We start from the raw sequence: 19,471 nt of genomic DNA, 5'->3' as shown, positions 1-19,471 counted from the left end.
GCCACGGCGCCCCACTCCAGCGGCGGCCGTAGCACCAGCGGATGCAGCGGATCCTCCGCCGTACTCCGCGCGTACTACACGCCGACCCGCCGGCGCCGTGCACGCGGACGGTTTCGGGGGCGCGGTGGTCTGTCCGGTGCCGCGCCCCCCGTCCTGCCGGTCAGGTGTCGTCGCGGCGCAACTCCCTGGTCTTCACGCCGATCTGCCAGCGGTAGAAACTCATCGCCAGCGCGTAGTCGAGCCCGGCGCGGCCGTCGAGGAAGCCGCGGCGTGCGACGTACGCCCAGCCGAACGACAGCAGCGGCTTCAGCGGCGCGCGGTGGAACAGTTGCCCCTGCCGCGTCTTCGCCGTCCTGATCTCCTCCCGCACCTCCGGGCGCGTCTCCAGCCACGCCTCCCAGTCCGAGTACCGGTTGTGCCGGTCGAACCAGGTGCGCACCGGGTCCAGGTCGCGGTGCTCGATGGGCGCCCGCAGCCGGAACACCGGGTCCGCCAGCGGCTGGTAGTGCCCCTCCTGCTCGCCCATGCCCGGCGCGGCCAGGTCGTCCGGCTCGGGGAAGCGGACGCGGGTGCGGTCCACCAGCGCGCGCTTCACGATGGTGTGCCCGTGCCGCAGCCTGCGGCCCCCGAACCAGTAGCCGAGCGGGATGTCGAACGCGGCCGGGCGCACCGTCCGCCCGTCCAGGAAGATCCGCCGCAGCTCGGCGAGGAGTTCACCGCTGACGGTCTCGTCGCCGTCGAGGAAGAGCACCCAGTCCGTGTCGCGGCGTACGTGGTCGAGTATCCACTGCTTCTTCTTCGGGTACTTCCCGTCCCAGGTGTACGGGACGACCTCGGCGCCCTCGGCCTTCGCGAGCGCGCGGGTGTCGTCCGCGCTGTCCGAGTCCACGACCACGACGGCCGTGAAGTGGGCGGCGACGGAGCGGACGGCGTCCGCGATGTTCGCCGCCTCGTCCTTCGTCGGGATCGCCACGACGATCGGCAGGCGCGTCATCCCTCACCTCCGGTCGTGTCGGGCAGCAGGTCGGCGTACTCGGGGCACAGGTGCGCCACCGCGTCCTCGGCGCCGGGGATCTCCCCGTCGCGGACGGCCGCCTCGATGGAGGCGGGGTCGTGCCGCTGGAGGTAGCCGAGGCGGTCGCACGCCTCGGTGCCGAGGTCCAGGATGGCGCCGGGGTCCACGCCCTCGGGCACGCGGTCGGTCAGGTACTCCTGCTGCTCCTCGGTGAACTCCCCACCGGGCGGCGCGAGTTCGTCGTCGGGGACGGTAGGGGTGTCGGCGGTGGCGGTGTCGTCGGTGCCGTCCCCGTCCCCGTCCCCCTCCCCGCCCGCGTTCTCGTCCGTGCCGCCGTCCGGCGCGGGCTCGGGCGCGGCCTCGGAGGCGGACGCGGAAGGGCCCGCTGACCCCGCCGCGCGCTCCCCGCCGTCCGTACTGTCGTCTCCGCCGCCGCCGCACGCCGTCAGCAGCAGCGCCGCGCCCATCGCCAGGGCGGGCAGCAGCCGCCGCATCACGGCGCCCCGAACGTGAGGAGGAGCTGCGGCCGGCTCGCCGTCGCCGACGCCTCGCGGGCACCGAGCCACAGGCTGTCGCCGCCCGTGCCGGTCACCGCCACGTCGAACTGCCCGCCCAATGCGTCCCGCACGGCACTCAGTTCCAGGGGCACGGTGTACGTCCCGTTCAGCGCGTCGGGGGCGGACAGCGTGCCGAGCGCCGTCGTGCCGAGCGCCGGTCTGGTCGTCCACGTGGTCGTGGTCTCGCTCCAGGCGCCGTCCACCGGCACCACCGTGAAGTCGTCCAGTGACCCCGCCACCGCGTCACCGCTGACGCGCACACGCAGCGACGCCGCCTTCAGCACCTGCCCGGCGGGGGCCGACGGCAGGTCGAACGCGAGGTAGCTCTCGTACGCGGGCGTGCCGCGCACCGCGAGCTGCTGGTGCGTCCCGTGGTTGGCGCTCGCCGCCGCGCCGTTGACGTACGTGTCCGCGACCGCGCCCAGCTGCGTCACCGAGTCGGCCGGTACGGACGCGGCGGCGTGGTGCGCCTGCACCCGGGACGCCGACAACTGCGCGGGGTACACGGCCGTTTCGTCGAGCTGTCCGGCGAAGTAGTCGCTGGTGGGCCGGTTCGCCCAGTTCGCCAGCGAGTCGCCGCCGGTGCGCAGGTAGCCGGAGACCGAACGGGCCGTCGTGAACAGGATGTTGGAGTTGACCTGCTGGCCGTCCACGTACAGCCGCATGCCGGAGCTGCCGACGGAGGCGGCGACGTGGTGCCACTGCCCGTCGTTGTAGCGGCGCGGCGTGGTCAGCGTGCGGTTGGCGCCGTTGATGATGCCGAACGTGACCTGCCCGTTGTTGAGCATGTACAGGTTCGGGTCGCGGTTGCCGCTGTCCTGGAGCGTCAGGTTGCCGAGGCCCATCAGCTTGCCGCCGCGCGTCGTCGTGGTGCGGAACCACGTCTCCATCGTGAACCGCTGCATGCCCGGCAGGCGCGCGTCGCTGTACGTGTACGCGTCCGTGCCGTCGTACCCGACCGACGCCGCGCCCACGCCCGGCACGGCCGCGGGCACCGCGCCGCGCTCGGGGCCGCCCCGGTGCACGCCGCTCGCGCCGTTGCCGGACGCGTCGGACGCGTAGTTGTTCGCCGCCTCGTCGAACCGCCAGTACAGCAGCGGGTCGTCGGCCAGCACCGCGTCCGCGTACGCCTGCCCGCCGCTCGCCACCGTCACCGACACGGGGGCCGAGAGCGCGCTGACGTTGCCCGCGCCGTCGGTCGCCGTGACGCGGTAGCTGTGCGTCTCACCGGCCGCCACGGCCGGGTCGGTCCAGGTCAGCTGCGGGCGCACCCACGGCAGCGACGAGCCCTCCGCCGTGTGCACCGGCGTGCTCCCGTTGTCCCGGTAGACCCGGTACGTCAGCAGGCTGTCGTCCAGGTCGAGGCTCGCCCGCCAGCTCACGTCCACGCGGCCCGCCGCCGGGCTCGCCACATGCGTCTCCGGCGTCGAGGGGGTGCCCGTGTCCGGGGCGGTCGCGAAGCGCGTGAGGCCCCACTGGCCGACGCCGTTGACCGTCGTGAAGCCGCCGCCGACCCACAGGAAGTCCCGCTCGTCGTCCGGGTGGTCCGTCACCGGGAGCAGGACGCGCGGGCCGAGCGCCTCGCCGAGCCCGTCGTTCGTGTTGGGGAACCAGCCGAGCTTCGCCGTGCCCGTCACCGCCTGCGCGAACAGATGGTAGCGCTCCTGGTTGGGGAACTCGCCCATGCTGGCGCAGTCGTGCGCGTGGTGCCCGCTGTAGAGCACCCCGCCGTGCACGGTCACGCTCTGCGTCGCGCCCAGGCAGGTGTCGCGCCAGCGCTGCTGGAACGTGTCGAGGCTCAGCGCGATGCGTCCGTCGAACACGCCGCCGCCCGTGCCCTCGTTGCCGGTGTAGAAGCTCGTGCCGTCCGTCGCGATGGACTGGACGGTCGAGCGCGTCTCGATGAAGCCTTCCGGGTAGGTGCGGACGTTCGCGCCGGTCGCCGCCGAGACGACGGCCAGGGCGTGCGAGTCGGCGCCGTTCACCTCGAAGAAGTCGCCGCCAAGCAGCACGTTCTGGCCGTCCGGGGTGAGCGCGACGGCCTTGCCGATCTCGTCCGCGTCGGCGCGCCAGCCCGCCACGACGGCACCCGCCGTCGTCACCGCGCCGAAGCGCGACCGCGGCTGGCCGCTGAGCTGCGTGAAGTCGCCGCCCAGATAGACCCGTTCACCGCTCGCCGCGATGGCGCGCACGATGCCGTTCGCCGCCACCGGGAACGGCACGCGCGCGCAGCTCGGCAGGTCGAACGCCGCGACGCTGCTCGCCCCGACGCCGTTCACCGAGCCGAACGTGCCGCCCACGTAAAGGGTCGACCTGTCCGGCGAGACCGCCAGCGAGCGGACCGTCGCCGTACCGGAGCCGACCGTGAACGACAGGTCGCAGTCCTCGACCGGCGCGCCCGTCGCCGCGTCGAGCGCGACGAAGTTGGCCACCGCCGTCTCCTGCGTGCCGGCCTCGGCGCCGGGCGGGCGGATCGTCGAGAACGTGCCGCCCGCGTACACCACCCCGTCCGCCTCGGCCAGCGCGTACACGATCCCGTTCGTCTGCCAGGTCGGCAGGTCCTCCGCCGTCATGGTCAGCGGCGGCGTCAGCGCCTCCGCCGGGGCCGGCGCGGGCTCCGCGCCGACCAGCAGCCCGGCCGTCAGCGCGGCGACCGCCCCGTACCCCACCGCGCGGCGGGCCCGCCGCCCGCCCAGCCGCGCCCGCAGGGCCCGTACCGCCAACGCGCCCATCGGCACGCCTCCGTCCGCCATGGCCTCACCCATCCCGTGCCTGTCCCGCACCTGTCCGCCCCGTCTCACCCGTCGTCCGGCCCGTCTCACCGGTCGATCCGTACGCTCGCGCCGCTCAACTCCGCGTCGAGCGCCGCCACATCGGCCGCCACCATCAGCTCGGCCAGCTCACGCCACCGCACCCGCGCCTCCCACCCGAGCAGCTCGCGCGCCTTCGACGCGTCGCCCACCAGGGCGTCCACCTCGCTCGGCCGCTCGTACTTGGGGTCGAAGCGCACGTGCTCCTCCCAGTCCATGCCCCCGGCGGCGAACGCGGCGCCGAGGAAGTCCCGCACGGTCGCGGGGACTCCCGTCGCCACCACGTAGTCGTCCGGCTCGTCCCGCTGGAGCATGCGCCACATCGCCTCCACGTATTCGGGCGCGTAGCCCCAGTCGCGGACGGCGTCGAGGTTGCCCATCCAGAGCCGGTCCTGGAGCCCGGCCCTGATCCTGGCCACCGCGCGCGTGATCTTGCGGGTCACGAACGTCTCACCGCGGCGCGGCGACTCGTGGTTGAACAGGATGCCGTTGACGGCGTACAGCCCGTACGCCTCACGGTAGTTGACGGCCGACCAGTAGCTGAACACCTTGGCGCAGCCGTACGGACTGCGCGGGTGGAACGGCGTCCGCTCGTTCTGCGGCGGCGGCACCGAGCCGAACATCTCGGACGACGACGCCTGGTAGATCCGCGTCTCCACCCCGCTGGCGCGGATCGCCTCCAGTAAGCGCAGCGTGCCGAGCCCCGTCACGTCCCCCGTGTACAGCGGCGCGTCGAACGACACCCGCACATGCGACTGCGCCCCCAGGTTGTACACCTCGTCCGGGCGCACCTCGCGCAGCAGGTTGACGAGCGCCACCCCGTCCGACAGGTCCGCGTGGTGCAGCACCAGCGTGCGGCCCGGCTCCTGCGGCCCCTGGTAGATGTGGTCGAGCCGCTCGGTGTTGAACGACGACGAGCGGCGCACCAGTCCGTGCACCGTGTACCCCTTCGCCATCAGCAGCTCGGCCAGGTACGAACCGTCCTGCCCGGTGACGCCGGTGACCAGCGCCGTCCGGCCCCGGACGCCCTCCGTGTCGCATGGTGCCATCACGAACTCGCTCCCCCAACTCACTTGCGGAACAAACCTGTTGTGCCATCGCGCGTGACCTGTCACACGCTGCCGCGAACGCCCCCTGAGGGCTCCGCCGCGCTGGCAGAATCCGGGCCATGACGACCCTCCTGCCGCCCGCCGCCCGCGTGTTCGTCGCCGGACACCGCGGCCTGGCCGGCTCCGCCATCGCCCGCGCACTCGCGGACGAGGGACACGAGGTCCTCACCAGGACCAGAGACCAGCTCGACCTGCGCGACGCCGACCGCACCCGCGCGTGGCTGGCCGCCGTGCGCCCCGACGCCGTCGTCCTCGCCGCCGCCACGGTGGGGGGGATCATGGCGAACAAGCGGTTCCCCGTGCCGTTCCTGGAGGACAACCTCCGCATCCAGCTCAGCGTCGTCTCCGGCGCGCACGAGGCCGGCGTGGACCGGCTGCTCTTCCTCGGCTCGTCCTGCATCTACCCGCGCCACGCCCCGCAGCCCATCCCCGAGGAGGCGCTGCTGACCGGGCCGCTGGAGCCGACCAACGAGGCGTACGCGCTGGCGAAGATCGCGGGGATCACGCAAGTCCGCGCGTACCGGCGGCAGTTCGGCCGCGCGTACATCGCCGCCATGCCCACCAACCTGTACGGGCCCGGCGACAGCTTCGACCCCGAGACGTCGCACGTCCTGCCCGCCCTCGTCCGGCGCTTCCACGAGGCGAAGGCGGCGGGGGCCCCGGAGATCACCCTGTGGGGCACGGGCACGCCGCGCCGCGAGTTCCTGCACAGCGCCGACCTGGCGCGCGCCTGCGTCACGCTGCTGCGGTCGCACGACGACGAGGTGGCGGTGAACGTCGGCTGCGGTGAGGACCTCACCATCGCCGAACTCGCCGCGACCGTCGCCCGGGTGGTCGGCTACGGGGGGCGGATCGCCTGGGACCCGTCCCGGCCGGACGGCACGCCCCGCAAGCTGCTCGACGTCACGCGGCTGCGCGCCCTCGGCTTCACGCCGCGCGTCCCGCTGGAGGAGGGGATCGCCGACACCTACCGCTGGTGGCTCGCCGACCAGGCGTAGCCGGCGGCGGGCCATCAGTACGCGCCCCGGCCGTCGATGACCGCGCGGACGGTCCGCGCCAGCACGTCGAGGTCGCCGGTGACCGACCAGTTGTCCGTGTAGTCGAGGTCGAGCGCCAGGCCCTCGTCCCACGACAGGTCGGCCCGGCCGCCGACCTGCCAGGGCCCGGTCAGGCCCGGCTTGACGACGAGCCGCCGCCGCTCCACCGCGCCGTAGCGCGCCACCTCGTCCGGCAGCGGCGGGCGCGGCCCGACGAGGGCCATCTCGCCGCTCACCACGTTGACCAGCTGCGGGAGTTCGTCCAGGGAGGTGCGGCGCAGCAGGCGGCCGACGCGGGTGACGCGCGGGTCGCGGCGGATCTTGAACAGCGGTCCCGACCGGTGCTCGTTCGCCCCTTCGAGCGCGGGGCGGCGCAGGTCCGCGTCGGGGACCATCGTGCGGAACTTCCACAGCGTGAACGGCCGCCCCCGGTGGCCGACGCGCGTCTGCCGGTAGAGCACGGGCCCGTTCGAGTCCAGCCGGACGGCGAGCGCGAGCAGCAGCATCAGCGGGGCGAGGACGACGAGCGCGAAGGCCGCCGCCGTCCGGTCGAGGACGCCTTTGACGACGGGCTGCGGGCCCCGGTGCAGCGGCGGGGCGACGTGCAGCAGGTTCAGCCCGGCGGCGGTGGAGACGGTGACGCGCCGCAGCGCCACGTCGGTCAGCCCGGAGGCGACGACGAGCGTGAGCCCGGCGTCCTGCACGGACCAGCCGAGGCGCCGCAGCCGCTCCCCGGTCAGGGCCGTGCCGGGGACGGCGAGGACGACGTCGGCGGCCTGGTGGCGCGCGGCGGCGAGTACGGTGGGCCCGTCCTGGGCCCCGGGTATCAGGTCGGGCGGCGGCGCGCCAGGCGTGCCGTGCGCGGGCGGGTGCGCGGGCGCGAGGTGGCCCATCCTCGGGACACCGCAGGTGAGTTCGTCCGAGCCGCCGACCAGGACGCCGCCGATGACGACGTACGGGTGGTCCGTGCGGGCGGCGAGCTGCGCGGCCACGGCGTCCACCGGGCCGGGCTCCCCGACGACGAGGACGCGCCGCACGGCTTGCGCGCGGTGCCGTCTGCCGGTGAGGTGGCGGTGGATCGCGGCGCAGGTCGCGCCGGTGACGACGGGCGCGGCGGACAGCGCGAGGAGCGCGGCGGCGGGTGACGAGTCCTCGCCCGTGACCGCCCGCAGGGCCGCGAGGAGCCCGACGAGGAGGAGCCAGTCGTGCGCGGCGGCCCGGATTCCGCGCCGCTCGCCGAGGGAGCCGGGCCGGTAGCGGCCGTGGACGGCGCGGACGGCGGTCCAGGAGGCGGCGGCGACCGTCGCGGCGGCCAACGGGTGGGGCTGGGCGGTCAGTTGATAGACCATCAGGACAGGTAAGCAGGCCCCCGCCGCGTCGGCCATGGCTGCGGCGGGGGCGTACCAGCGGGGCCGCCCCGGCCGGGGCGTGACCCGGCGTACGGGAACGGTCGGCTCGCGCACGATTCCATAGCGTGAAGAGTCCTGGCGACGCATGATCGACCCCCAAGGTGCGGAAACGGCGGCACGGGAACAGCGGCACGGGAACGCGCCGCCCGCCGCACCGGCGTCGGCGCCGTGCGGCGGGGCGCCCGGTGGGGACGGCCGTGCACGGCGCGGGCGCGGGAGGTGGAGCTGTCCGGGACCGCGCGTGCCGTTCCGTGTGGGCGGGGAACGGCCGGGCGGCGGTCTGCGGGCGGTCTGCGAGCGGTCGGGAAGCGGTGGTGGAGCGGAGGCGGAGTGGGCGGAACATGGGTGGGAAAGGTGAGGAAGGCGTGTCCTCATCTCCCCGTGAGTGCACACCCGGTGCCGCAGAAGAGGCTAGGGCATGGCGAAGGCGTTTGGCCGCCGTTTGTTGGAACTTTCCGAAACCGCCCGGTTGCCTGGCCGGAATCTCAAGTTCCGCCGCCGGGCGGTCACCCGGCGCGGCGCGGCAGCACCAGCCGCGTCCCCGTCCCCGGGTGCGGCAGCACCTCCACCGGATGCTGGTAGACGCGGCTGAGCAGCTCCTCCGTGAACACCTCGGCCGGCGGCCCGTCCGTCGCCACGCGCCCCTGGTGGAGGACGACGGCGCGGTCCGCGTACGCCGCCGCGAGCCCCAGGTCGTGCAGCACCACCACCACGGCGCGGCCCGCCCGCGCCTGCTCCCGGCACACCCGCAGCACCAGCTCCTGGTGCCGCAGGTCGAGCGCGGCGGTCGGCTCGTCGAGCAGCAGCAGGGGCGCACGCTGCGCCAGCACGCGCGCCAGTGCGACCCGCGCGCGCTCGCCGCCGGACAGCGCCGAGAACGGCCGCCCGGCGAACGGCGCGACCTCCGTCGCCGCCATCGCCTCGGCCACCGCCGCGTCGTCCTCGTCCTCGGCGCGCGTCCCCGCCCAGGGCGCGCGGCCCATCCGGACGACATCGCCGACCGTGAAGGGGAACGACAGCGTCGCCGACTGCGGCAACACCGAGCGGCGCAGCGCCAGTTCAGGCGCGGACCAGTCGGCGGCCGGTCGTCCGGCCACCGTCACCCCGCCGCTGTCCGGCCGCTGGTCGGCCGCCAGGACCGACAACAAGGTGGACTTCCCGGCCCCGTTGGGCCCGACCAGCGCCAGCACCTCACCGGCGGCGACCGCGACGTCCACCCCGTCCAGCACCGCCCGGCCGCCCAGCGCGAGCGACACCCCGCGCGCGGCGGCGGCCGTCTCCCCGGGCGCGGGCGGCACCGGCAGCGCCGTGTCACGCTCCCCGAACAGCCCACCGAACCACGTACCCAGCACGCCCGTCACGCCCAGCCTCCCTGCCGGTTGCGGGTCCTGCGCAGCAGCCAGAAGAAGAACGGGCTGCCGAGCAGCGCGGTCAGCACCCCCAGCGGCAGCTCGGCCGGCTGCGCCGCCGTCCGCGCGAACAGGTCGGCCGCCAGCAGCACCAGCGCGCCGCCCAGCGCGGACGCCGGGATCAGGAACCGGTGCCCTGGCCCCGCCGCCATCCGCAGCAGGTGCGGCACGACCAGGCCGACGAAGCCGATGACCCCCGCCACCGCGACGGCCGCCGCCGTCAGCAGCGCCACCAGCAGCACGAGCACCAGCCGCAGCCGCTCGACGTCCACGCCGAGGTGGCGGGCGGGCCGTTCGCCCAGGGCCAGCAGGTCGAGCCGCCGCGCGTACAGCGGCGCGGCCAGCAGCCCGGCGGCGGCGCACGGCAGGACGGCGAGGACCTTCGGCCAGGTCGCCTGCGCCAGCGAGCCGAGCTGCCAGAACGTGATCTGGGTGATCTGCGCGTTGTCCGCGAAGAAGATGAACAGGCCGATCAGCGCCATCGCGAACGCGTTGACCGCGATGCCGGTCAGGATCAGCGTCACGACCTCAGTCCGCCCGCCCGAACGCGCGAGGGAGTAGACGACCAGCACGGTCGCCAGCCCGGCGGCGAACGCGAAGACGGTCACCGTCCAGTTGCCGAGGAAGTCGAGCCCGAACGCGATCGCCGCCACCGCGCCGACCGCCGCGCCGGGCGAGATCCCGATGACGGCGGGCTCGGCCAGCGGATTGCCGAACACGCCCTGCATCAGCGCCCCGGCGCAGCCCAGCGAGGCCCCGACCAGCAGCGCCAGCACGACGCGCGGCAGCCGTACGTCCCACAGCACGCTCTCGCCCACGCGGTCGAGCGGCTCCCCGCCCAGGCCGAGCCGGTGCGCGCCCGACGCCAGCAGGTCGGACAGGGGGATGTCGTACGCGCCGACCGACGCGGAGACCAGGGTGACGGCGACCAGGGCGGCCGTCAGCCCGGCGATCAGCAGTGTCCGCCGCGCGCGCGGGCGCGCCGGGCCGGCCGGCGTACCGGCGGCGGGGGAGGCGGCGGGCGCCTCGGCGGGGGCGGGGGAGGGCTCGGTGCGGGTCATCCGGCCTGGCCGCCCGCGTGGATCTGCGCGGCGAGCGACGCGAGCACCTCGTCCGTGCGCGGCCCGTAGTTGAGGAGCATGCCGTCCTCGACCGACGCGATCCGCCGGTCCATCCCGGCGGGCGTCTGGGCGACGCCGGGGATCTCCAGCAGGCCGTCCACGCCGCCGACCGAGTCGAGCCCCTTGCTCATCACGAGGATCACGTCCGGCGCGGCGGCGGCCAGCGCCTCGCTGGTGAGGGGCGTGAAGTCCGTGTCCAGGCCCGACTCGTCGCCCGCGTCCACGCCGCCCGCCGCCTCGATCAGCGACACGGCCCCCGACCGGGAGCCCCCGAGCAGGTAGACGGACGCGGTGCCGCGCAGGTAGAGGAACGCGACGCGCGGCCGTTCGCCGTCCGCAGGGATGTCCGCCTGCGCGGCCTCGATGCGCTCCGCCGTGCGGGCGGTCAGCTCCTCGCCCGCGTCGGGCACGCCGAGCGCCGCCGCCACGGCCCCGATCCGGGGCGCCACGTCGTCCAGCGACAGGGCGGCGTCGAACACGACGACCGGCACGCCCGCCGCCCGGATCTGGTCGAGCGCCTCGGCGGGCCCGGTGGTGGATTCGGCGAGCACGACGTCCGGGTGCAGGGACAGGACGCCCTCGGCGGAGACGTCGTGGCCGCGCGTCACCACGGGGAGGTCCGCCGCCTGTTCGAAGGTGGCGGTGACATCGCGGGCGACGACGCGGTCCCCGAGGCCGAGCGTCCAGACGATCTCCGAGAGCGAGCCCGACAGCGGGACGACGCGGTCGGCCGCCGTGACGGTGACGTCCTCGCCGTCCGCCGAGGGGACGGTGACGGGCAGTCCGGGAGTCGGGGCGGGCCCGTCGAGCGGTTCGACGCGGTCCACGAGCGCTGTCGCGGCGGCGGGACCCCCGTCCCCGCCGCCGTCCCCGCCGCTTCCGTCGCTGCCGCAACCGCCGAGCAGCAGGCCGACGGCCAGCAGCACGGCGAGAGTTCCCCGAGGGTGGCGCTTCACCGGTTCCGCACCTCTTCGCTTCCCGTCCCGCAGGAGGATCGTCTTCGCATCACGTAACTGTGAGGTTAGCCTAACCTCATTTGGATTAGGTTAGGCTAACCTCACTCCGCGTCCGGCGTTCCGTGGCCGGCTCCCCAGGGAGGACTCCTCGATGCTGCCCAGAAGCCTGCGGCTGTGCGCGTGCGCGCTGCTGGCCGTCCTGTTCGCCGCCCTGCTGCCCGGCACCGCGCACGCGGCCGAGCGCACCGTCGCGGGCGGACGTCTCGACTGGGGCGTCAAGTCCTCGTTCCAGACCTACATCACCGGCCCCATCGCCAACGGGAGCTGGAGCCTGAACGGCGGCGCGTCCACGGTCGGGCAGAGCCAGTTCCGCTTCCACTCGGCGCAGGGCGCGTACGACCCGGACAGCGGCGCGTTCACCGCCTCCTACCAGGGCGGCGTCCGCTTCACCGGCCACCAGGAGGCGGACGGGAACTACCAACTCGACCTCACCATCAGCAATCCCACGGTCTCCGTCTCCGGCGGCTCCGGCACCCTCTACGCCGACATGCGCAGCAAGGACCGCGAGAGCGGCCGGATCACCGACAGCCGCCTGGTGCCGCTCGCCTCCCTCGATCTCGGCGGCATCGACCTGCGGGGCGGCACCGGCATCGCCGTCACGGGCGTCCCGGCGACGCTCACGGCCGAGGGCGCTGTCGCGTTCGCCGGCTACTACGCGGCGGGCGACCCGCTCGACCCGGTGACGCTCAGCGCCGACACGCTCGACCCCGAACCTTCCGGACCTTCCGAGCCGTCCGACGACCCCGACGAGCCGGCGGAGGAGGCCGAGCCGGACGAACAGAAGCGCCCCGAGGCGTCGTTCACCACCGCCGCCGTGGACTGGGGCATCCGCCGCACCTTCCGCGAGTACGTCACCGGGAACATCGCCCAGGGCGGCTGGGAACTGGGCGACGGCGCGGCGGACGGCGGCGCGGTGTTCCGCTTCCCGGCGGGCGAGGGCACCGCCGACCCCGGAGCCGGCACGGTGGACGCCGCGTTCGCCGGGACCGTCCACTTCACCGGCACGGACCTGGACCTGGCGATCGGCGGCGTCACCGTCACCGTCGCGGACGGCACCGGCACCCTCGCCGCCGACATCACCACCGGCGACGGGACGGCCGAGGACCAGCCGCTGGTCACGTTCCCCGCCGGCACCGACGCGCTCACCCCGGACGACGGGCTGCTCCTGCTCGCCGAAGTGCCCGCCACGCTCACCGACGAGGGCTCCGACGCGTTCGGCGGCCTCTACCAGCCGGGCGCCGAGATGGACCCGCTCACCCTCGCCGTCGCCCTCGACGACGGCGCCGAACTCCCCGCCCTCCCCGACCTCGGCAGCGACCCCACCGACGCCCAGGCCCCCGACCCCACCCCGACGGCCGACCCGGAACCCGCCGCCGACGCAGAGAACGCGTCGGACGACACCGGCGGCACCCCCGTCACCGTCATCGCGACCGGCGCGGGCGCGCTGCTCGTCATCGCCGCCGCAGCCGTACTCATCACGCGACGCAACCGCCGTACGCCGCGCGTCGCCACCACACACGAGGAGAACGACCCGTCATGACCCGGAACAGATCCCTGCTGCTCGCCGCCGCCACGGCGACGGTGCTCGGCGTGACCGCCTTCGCCGGCCCGGCGCTCGCCGCGCCCGCCGAACCGGCCGCGCCCGGCACCATCGGGCTGGAGGACGGCACCCTGGACTGGGGACTGAAGTCCTCGTTCCGCAACTACATAGCCGGCCCCATCGCCAACGGCTCGATCACCGTCTCGGACGGCGCCGAGCGCAACGCGGACGGCACCTTCCGGTTCACCGACGGCGCGGGCAGCTACGACCTGACGACGCACGGCGTGGACACCGCCTTCGCGGGCGGCGTGCACTTCGAGGGCCACCACGGCGAGCTGGACCTCGGCCTGTCGGACCTGCGCGTCGAGACCGAGGGCACGTCCGGCGCCATCGTCGCGGACGTCACCGTCGCGGGCGAGACGACCGAGGACGTCACGTTCGCCACGCTCGACCTGAGCGGCGTCCAGCCGGGCTCGGGCGAGGGCGGGGCCATGGTGTTCGCGGACATCCCCGCGACGCTGACGGCGGGTGGCGCCGAGGCGTTCGAGTACAACGGCACGCCGATGTACGCGGAGGGCACCGTGCTCGACCCGGCGACGCTGACGGTCTCCCCGGTGGAGGAGGACCCGACGGACCCGACCGATCCCACGGACCCGACCGATCCGACCGACCCGACTGACCCCACCGACCCGACCGACCCCACCGACCCGACGGACCCCACCGACCCGACTGACCCGACCGACCCCACGGACCCGACCGACCCCACGGATCCCACCGACCCGGTTGACCCCGTCGACCCGGCCGACCCCGCCCCCCAGGGCACGCTCCACGACGGCACCCTCGACTGGGGCGTCAAGGAGTCGTTCCGCTCCTACATCACCGGCCCGATCGCGGGCGGCAGCGTCGAACTCACCGGCGGCGCCACGGAGAACGCGAACGGCTACAGCTTCCCGAACGCCGAGGGCGCGTACGACGAGGACGCCCCCGCCCTGGAGGCGGCCTTCGACGGCACGGTCCGCTTCACCGGCCACCACGGCGCGCTCGACCTGAGCTTCACCGACCTCGGCGTGGACATCGACGGCACCGAGGGCGCCCTCGTCGCCGACGTGTCGGCCACGGACGCCGAGACGGGCGAGGTCACCGAGTACGACGACCTCACCGTCGCCGAACTCGACGTGCCCGCTGGTGCCCTGGAGGCGGACGGCGAGACCCTCGTCCTCGACGCCCTGCCCGCCACGCTGACGGCGGACGGCGCCCAGGTGTTCGAGTACAACGGCACGCCGATGTACCCGGCCGGTACCGTGCTCGATCCGGTCAGCGTCCGCGTCTCCCTGAGCGACGACGCCGCCGTGCCCCCGGCCGATCCCGGCGACGGCTCCGACAACGGCGGCACCGGCGGTACGGGCGGCACCGGTGGCACCGGTGGCGTCACCCCGCAGGGCGGCGCGACCGGCGGCGCTCTCGCCAGCACGGGCGCCGGCATCGGCGCCGCCGCCGCGCTGAGCACGGCGGCCGCCCTCGCGGCGGGCGGCGTCGTCCTGCGCCGCACGGCGGCCCGCCGCCGCACGGCCTGACACACCGCACCACCCCGGCAGCCCGCCCCGCACCGGGCGGGCTGCCCCGCGCCGCGTGCGGGACCGGTGCCCTCCCGTCACCCACCCCGCACGCGGCGCCCGCCGCGTCACCTCGCCGTGAACCGCGCCGTCAACTCCGCCTCGTCCGCCACGAACCACAGCTGGCGGCCCCTGTTGCTCTCCCGCACGAAGTCGGCGAGCGCCGAACTCGCCGCCACCTGCCCGGAGATGTCACCCACCACGGCGAGCCCCACCCCGTACTGCGCGAACTTCTGCACGATCCCGCCCGCCACGCGCGTGCGCAGCCGGAAGAAGTCGTCCGTCAGCCGCGCCACCGGCAGGACGACCCACGTCGCCCCGCGGCCGAACGCGTCCCCCAGCAGGTCCGTCCCGTCCCGCTCGCCACGCACCGGCGCCGCGTCCGCCGCGCAGAACAGCACCTGCACGCCCGCTATCGTCCCGACCCTGTCGCTCACTGGTCCGTGGTCCCCTCTCCCAGGGCGAGCAGGTCGATCATCCCGAGCAGTTCCCCGGCGGCCGCCGGACCGCCCAGGACGATGACCTTCAGCTCGCCGCGCTCCTCGTCGTACGCGCTCTCCACCCGCAGCCGGTCGGCGTTCTCCCGGCCGTGCCTGCCGACGGCGGCGGCCACCAGCGTGTTGGTGAGGCGGATCGCCTCGTCGGGGCCGATCGCCTCGACCCGCGCGACGCAGGACACCTCGGCGCGCCGCGCGCGGCGCGGGGGCGGCTCGACCGGGGTGCCGGTGAACGCCGCCAGGTCCTCCGCCGTGACGCGGTACCGCCTGCCGACCCGCGTCGCCCGCAGCCGCCCGTCCCGCACGTAACCGCGCACGGTGCGGACGTGCAGGCCGAGCAGCCCGGCGACCTCGTCCATCGAGTAGTACCGCTGCTCCACCCCACGCGACCTCTCGCTCGTGACCCTTTCCTTACCTCAACCTACCTCGCCACACCTCGCTGAGGTAATTTAAGGGAAGGAGAGGAAATGCTCACGGCCAGTCCGTCGCCCGCGCCGCCACCGCCGCCGTCAGCGCCCCGACGAACGCCGCGACCGGCGCCGGAGCGGGCGGCGCCCCGTAGTACGCCACCGAGATCCGCCGCCGGTCACCCGGCAGCCGGTCGATCCGCACGCCCTCCTGCCGGTGCGCCCGCAGCGCGAGCCCCGGCAGCACGCTCACGCCGAGACCGGCCGCCACCAGCGCCTGCACCGCCACATGGTCGTCCGTCTCGAACGTGATGCGCGGCGCGAAGCCGAGCCCGCCGCACATCGCCACCAGGTGCAGGCGGCAGCGCTCGCAGCCCGCGATCCAGTTCTCGGCGCGGTACGTCGCCAGGTCCGCGGCCGCGCCCGGCCAGCGCCGCTCCGCCGGGGTGACGACATACACCGGCTCGTCCAGCAGCGGCAGCACCGTCGTGTTCCGGTGCTCGCCCGGCGGCGGGTCGTCGTGCTCGAATATCAGCGCCGCGTCCACGTCCGCGTTCCGCAGCGCCGTCAGCGCCTCCGGCGGCTCCGCCTCGGTCAGCGCCAGCGCCACCCCCGGGTGGTCCGCCGCCAGCCGCGCCGCCGCGTCCGGCACCAGCGTGGCCAGCGCCGAAGGGAACGCGGCGAGCCGCACCCGGCCCGTACGCAGCCCCGCGTGCGCCGCCAGCTCGGCCCGCGCCGCCTCCACCTGGCCCAGGATCTCCTCGGCGCGCGCGACGAGCAGCCGCGCCGCGTCCGTCAGCAGGATGCCCCGCCCGGCCCGCCGCACCAGCGGCACCCCGACCTCCGCCTCCAGCTTGGCGAGGTGGTGGCTCACGGAGGGCTGCGCGTAGTGCAGCGCCTCAGCCGCCGCCGTGACGGACCCCTCCCGGGCGACGGCGACGAGCACCCGCAGTCGTGTCAGATCCAGCATCCTCGCAGCGTAACGCGCATCCATAGACAGAATCGATGCCAAGCGAGAAAACGGGCATTGGATCTATCAGTACTGGTCATGCCACCGTGGCGGGTATGCGAGAACCGACCATCACCGACGCGCTCCGCGCCCGCCGCCTGCTGGCCGACCACCTCCCGCCCACCCCCATGTGGTCCTACCCGGCGCTCGACGCCGCCGTGGGCGCCACCGTGCTCGTCAAGCACGAGAACGTCCAGCCCACCGGCGCCTTCAAGGTGCGCGGCGGCCTCACCCTCCTCGCCGCGCTGTCCCCGGACGAACGGGCACGCGGCATCGTCGGCTACTCGACGGGCAACCACGCGCAGTCCCTCGCGTACGCCGCCGCGCGCTTCGGCGCGCCCTGCGTCATCGTGATGCCGGCCGACCCCAACCCGGCCAAGGCCGCCGCCGTCCGCGCCCTCGGCGCCGAGCTGGTCGAGCACGGCGCCGACATGACCGAGGCCGCCGCCCACGCCACGGCGCTCGCCGCCGCGCGCGGCATGCGGCTCGTCAGCGCGGGGGACGAGCCGGAGCTGGTCGCGGGCGTCGCGACCGCGTACCTGGAGATGTTCGAGCAGGCCCCCGACCTGGACACGGTGGTCGTCCCGGTCGGCGGCGGCAGCGGCGCGGCGGCGGCCTGCCTGGCGGCGGCGGCCGTGGCGCCGCGCTGCCGCGTGGTGGCCGTCCAGGCGGCGGCATCGCCCGCCGCCCACGACTCGTGGCGCGCGGGCGAGCTGCTGACCCGCCCGAACCGCACCCGCGTCGAGGGCCTCGCCACCGGCTGCGCCTTCGCCCTCACCCAGCGCCTGATGCGCGACGGGCTGGCGGACTTCCTCCTCGTGACGGACGAGGAGATCGCCGCCGCGCAGTGGCGGATGATGCGGGACGTGCACACCCTCGCCGAGGGCGCGGGGGCGACCGCGCTGGCCGCCGTCCTCTCCCACCGCGACCGGGTCCCCGGCGACCGCATCGGCGTGATGTGCAGCGGCGGCAACGCGTCCCCCTCCGAACTCCGCACCTGCGCCGCCGTTTCGGCCGCCTGACCACGGGGCGGCCCGGCAGCCGCCGCCCGCGCTCCTCCTGCTTGAATGGACCGCCGCCATCGGCCGAACAAGGAGAAGAGCCGTGCCCCTGGTGTCCGTCGTGATGCCCGTGTACAACTCGGCAGCCACCCTCGGCGCCTCGATCCGGTCGGTGCTCACGCAGACCCACACCGACCTGGAGCTGCTGGTCACCGACGACCAGTCCTCGGACGACTCCATGGACCTGCTCCAGGAGTTCGCCCGCCAGGACGAACGCGTCCTGCCGCGGTCGGCGCCCGAACGCGGCGGCGCGGGCCGCGCGCGCAACCTCGCCATCGAACGGGCCAAGGGCGACTACGTCGCCTTCCTCGACAGCGACGACATGTGGCTCCCGGAGAAGACCGAACGGCAGGTCGCGTTCGCCGCGCAGGGCAGCGCGCCGCTGACGTTCACCTCCTACTACAAGATGGACGCCGACTACGCGGGTGAGAGCACGGACTTCACCCCGAACGGGCGCGTGGTCCCGGCGCGGGAGCACGTGGACTACCGCGCGATGCTGGTCCGGGACTACATCGGCGCGCTGACCGCCATGTACGACCGCACGGCCCTCGGCACACGGCTGATGCCGGAAATGCTGAAGCGGCAGGACTACGCGCTGTGGCTGTCCATCATGCGCGACGGCCACGACGCGCGCGGCCTCACCGAACCGCTCGCGGTGTACCGGGCCCACCAGGCGGGATCGCTGTCCTCCAACAAGCTGTCGCTCGTCCAGTACAACTGGGCGCTGTACCGCAAACACGAGCACCTGTCGGTCCCCCGCTCGACACGGGCACTGGCCGGCGCGGTGTGGCAGTCACTGCGCAACTCGCGGATCTAGCCGCGCCGGTACCAGGTGCCCGGCGCGCCGCCGAGATCGGCGGGGTCCGCCGGGCCGGCCGGGACGAACCCGGCCTTGGCCAGGACTCTGCGGGACGCGACATCGGCGTCGGCCGCGGCCGCCCGCAGGGTACGCAGCCCGTGCCGCGCGGCCGCGATCCCGCACAGCTCCCGGACGGCCGCGGTCGCCACACCACGCCCGGCGACCCGCTCCGCGACCCGGTAGCCGAGCCTGGCGTCGCCGTCCTCCAGGTCGTACAGGTTGAACCCGCCGAGCACCGAGCCGTCCCCGGCGACGAGCACGTGGAAGGCGCAGACACCCCCCACCTGCTCGTCCAGCGCGGCGCCGAACCACTCGCCGAACCGGTCGAAGAACTCATCCCCCCGGTCCCCGACCGAGCCGGCGAAGTAACCACGGTTCACCACCTCGAAGGCGAGAACCGCCGGGGCATGGTCCGCATGGAGCGGCTTCAGCTCGGGCACTGCGCGACCCTGTGCGGATCGTCTGACGGGGCCAACTGAATACCGACCGACGGCAGACAGCCCTCAGACAGCCGCCGCGGACCCCGGTCCGCGACCCGGGACACCTGCCCGGCAGGAGGGACCAGAAGAGGGGCCGCCGCTTTGCCACCGACGGCTCCCCCTGCGTCCTCGGGGCCTGGGCCGCTGTCAGGCGACGCGCCGGTCGGCCACGTCCCAGGAGCACGGGCCGCCGTGCCCGGCGAAGAAGCAGCACACCTGCTCCTTCACCCCCGGCTCCCCGTCGCGGCAGGGGCAGTCCGGCAGGACCGTCACGCCCAGCGGCTGCCCCGCCTGCCAGGTCGCCCAGATCGAACCCGTGTGCCGCCCGTCGAGGTCCGTCACGTACGCGTGATGCGGTCCTTCCCCGTGCGCCCCCAGCTCACAGCGCACTACCCCCGGAGGCAGCTCCTCCGCGTGCTCACCCAACAGCACACCCAGCCGCGCCGGTACGTACGTCCAGCCACCGCACACCCGCACGCGCGCCCTCATCAACCCGTCCACTTTCCTGCCCCTTTCCTCACCG

Annotated in this window: 18 protein-coding genes; 5 read left to right on the top strand and 13 right to left on the bottom strand. The window is 74.7% G+C overall.

Annotated features, from left to right (window positions below; translation table 11 throughout):
• Nucleotides 1-160: 160 nt before the first annotated feature.
• The 4 genes from ACL02R_RS03495 to gmd all read right to left on the bottom strand — a co-directional run bounded on the left by ACL02R_RS03495 (nucleotide 161) and on the right by gmd (nucleotide 5,431).
• On the bottom strand, nucleotides 161-994 hold the full coding sequence (locus tag ACL02R_RS03495) for a glycosyltransferase family 2 protein (RefSeq protein ID WP_412795341.1): 834 nt from the start codon (nucleotides 992-994) through the stop codon (nucleotides 161-163).
• Complete coding sequence (locus tag ACL02R_RS03490) at nucleotides 991-1,509, bottom strand: hypothetical protein (RefSeq protein WP_412795340.1); 519 nt, start codon at nucleotides 1,507-1,509, stop codon at nucleotides 991-993. Before ACL02R_RS03490 ends, ACL02R_RS03495 begins: the two co-directional genes overlap by 4 nt.
• Nucleotides 1,509-4,325, bottom strand: coding sequence for a LamG-like jellyroll fold domain-containing protein (locus ACL02R_RS03485; RefSeq protein ID WP_412795339.1), 2,817 nt, complete (start codon nucleotides 4,323-4,325; stop codon nucleotides 1,509-1,511). Before ACL02R_RS03485 ends, ACL02R_RS03490 begins: the two co-directional genes overlap by 1 nt.
• Nucleotides 4,326-4,390: 65 nt before the next feature.
• Nucleotides 4,391-5,431, bottom strand: coding sequence for a GDP-mannose 4,6-dehydratase (gene gmd, locus ACL02R_RS03480; RefSeq protein ID WP_412795338.1), 1,041 nt, complete (start codon nucleotides 5,429-5,431; stop codon nucleotides 4,391-4,393).
• A gap of 119 nt (nucleotides 5,432-5,550) precedes the next feature.
• Here gmd and ACL02R_RS03475 point away from each other — a divergent pair, with 119 nt between their 5' ends.
• Nucleotides 5,551-6,489: a GDP-L-fucose synthase family protein gene (locus tag ACL02R_RS03475; RefSeq protein ID WP_412795337.1), complete on the top strand. Its 939-nt coding sequence runs from the start codon at nucleotides 5,551-5,553 to the stop codon at nucleotides 6,487-6,489.
• Nucleotides 6,490-6,503: 14 nt separating this feature from the next.
• Here the strand turns inward: ACL02R_RS03475 and ACL02R_RS03470 are convergent, their stop codons facing one another.
• The 4 genes from ACL02R_RS03470 to ACL02R_RS03455 all read right to left on the bottom strand — a co-directional run bounded on the left by ACL02R_RS03470 (nucleotide 6,504) and on the right by ACL02R_RS03455 (nucleotide 11,423).
• Complete coding sequence (locus ACL02R_RS03470) at nucleotides 6,504-7,991, bottom strand: exopolysaccharide biosynthesis polyprenyl glycosylphosphotransferase (protein WP_412795336.1); 1,488 nt, start codon at nucleotides 7,989-7,991, stop codon at nucleotides 6,504-6,506.
• 452 nt (nucleotides 7,992-8,443) lie between these two features.
• Nucleotides 8,444-9,265 carry a heme ABC transporter ATP-binding protein gene (locus tag ACL02R_RS03465; protein WP_412795430.1) on the bottom strand — a complete coding sequence of 274 codons (822 nt, stop codon included), beginning with the start codon at nucleotides 9,263-9,265 and terminating at the stop codon, nucleotides 8,444-8,446.
• 29 nt (nucleotides 9,266-9,294) lie between these two features.
• Nucleotides 9,295-10,407, bottom strand: coding sequence for a FecCD family ABC transporter permease (locus ACL02R_RS03460; protein WP_412795335.1), 1,113 nt, complete (start codon nucleotides 10,405-10,407; stop codon nucleotides 9,295-9,297).
• On the bottom strand, nucleotides 10,404-11,423 hold the full coding sequence (locus ACL02R_RS03455) for a heme/hemin ABC transporter substrate-binding protein (RefSeq protein WP_412795334.1): 1,020 nt from the start codon (nucleotides 11,421-11,423) through the stop codon (nucleotides 10,404-10,406). Before ACL02R_RS03455 ends, ACL02R_RS03460 begins: the two co-directional genes overlap by 4 nt.
• Before the next feature lie 151 nt (nucleotides 11,424-11,574).
• Here ACL02R_RS03455 and ACL02R_RS03450 point away from each other — a divergent pair, with 151 nt between their 5' ends.
• Together ACL02R_RS03450 and ACL02R_RS03445 are read left to right on the top strand one after the other, a co-directional pair.
• Nucleotides 11,575-13,023 carry an HtaA domain-containing protein gene (locus ACL02R_RS03450; protein ID WP_412795333.1) on the top strand — a complete coding sequence of 483 codons (1,449 nt, stop codon included), beginning with the start codon at nucleotides 11,575-11,577 and terminating at the stop codon, nucleotides 13,021-13,023.
• The gene (locus ACL02R_RS03445; protein WP_412795332.1) at nucleotides 13,020-14,597 is read left to right on the top strand and encodes an HtaA domain-containing protein; all 1,578 of its coding nucleotides are present in this window, start codon (nucleotides 13,020-13,022) and stop codon (nucleotides 14,595-14,597) included. Before ACL02R_RS03450 ends, ACL02R_RS03445 begins: the two co-directional genes overlap by 4 nt.
• Before the next feature lie 107 nt (nucleotides 14,598-14,704).
• On the opposite strand, the gene ACL02R_RS03440 is transcribed toward ACL02R_RS03445, so the two are convergent.
• From ACL02R_RS03440 to ACL02R_RS03430, 3 genes are all read right to left on the bottom strand, one after another.
• A complete protein-coding gene (locus ACL02R_RS03440) occupies nucleotides 14,705-15,073 on the bottom strand; it encodes a DUF4180 domain-containing protein (protein WP_412795331.1) in 369 nt (122 codons plus the stop codon).
• Nucleotides 15,070-15,513 carry a helix-turn-helix domain-containing protein gene (locus tag ACL02R_RS03435; protein WP_412795330.1) on the bottom strand — a complete coding sequence of 148 codons (444 nt, stop codon included), beginning with the start codon at nucleotides 15,511-15,513 and terminating at the stop codon, nucleotides 15,070-15,072. The genes ACL02R_RS03440 and ACL02R_RS03435 overlap by 4 nt, the downstream gene beginning before the upstream one ends.
• Before the next feature lie 91 nt (nucleotides 15,514-15,604).
• On the bottom strand, nucleotides 15,605-16,510 hold the full coding sequence (locus ACL02R_RS03430) for a LysR family transcriptional regulator (RefSeq protein WP_412795329.1): 906 nt from the start codon (nucleotides 16,508-16,510) through the stop codon (nucleotides 15,605-15,607).
• Nucleotides 16,511-16,605: 95 nt separating this feature from the next.
• On the opposite strand from ACL02R_RS03430, the gene ACL02R_RS03425 reads away from it, so the two are divergent.
• Both ACL02R_RS03425 and ACL02R_RS03420 read left to right on the top strand, forming a co-directional pair.
• A complete protein-coding gene (locus ACL02R_RS03425; protein ID WP_412795328.1) occupies nucleotides 16,606-17,571 on the top strand; it encodes a threonine/serine dehydratase in 966 nt (321 codons plus the stop codon).
• A gap of 82 nt (nucleotides 17,572-17,653) precedes the next feature.
• A complete protein-coding gene (locus ACL02R_RS03420) occupies nucleotides 17,654-18,427 on the top strand; it encodes a glycosyltransferase family 2 protein (protein ID WP_412795327.1) in 774 nt (257 codons plus the stop codon).
• Here ACL02R_RS03420 and ACL02R_RS03415 read toward each other — a convergent pair.
• The gene (locus tag ACL02R_RS03415) at nucleotides 18,424-18,909 is read right to left on the bottom strand and encodes a GNAT family N-acetyltransferase (protein WP_412795326.1); all 486 of its coding nucleotides are present in this window, start codon (nucleotides 18,907-18,909) and stop codon (nucleotides 18,424-18,426) included. The two genes, ACL02R_RS03420 and ACL02R_RS03415, sit on opposite strands and share 4 nt — an antisense overlap.
• Before the next feature lie 186 nt (nucleotides 18,910-19,095).
• On the bottom strand, nucleotides 19,096-19,290 hold the full coding sequence (locus tag ACL02R_RS03410) for a hypothetical protein (RefSeq protein ID WP_412795325.1): 195 nt from the start codon (nucleotides 19,288-19,290) through the stop codon (nucleotides 19,096-19,098).
• Nucleotides 19,291-19,471: the final 181 nt, after the last annotated feature.

The sequence above is a fragment of the Streptomyces sp. MS19 genome, from assembly GCF_047200595.1.
In the GTDB taxonomy this organism is placed as follows: Bacteria; Actinomycetota; Actinomycetes; order Streptomycetales; family Streptomycetaceae; genus Streptomyces.
This window is presented reverse-complemented; position numbering and strand designations above follow the sequence as displayed.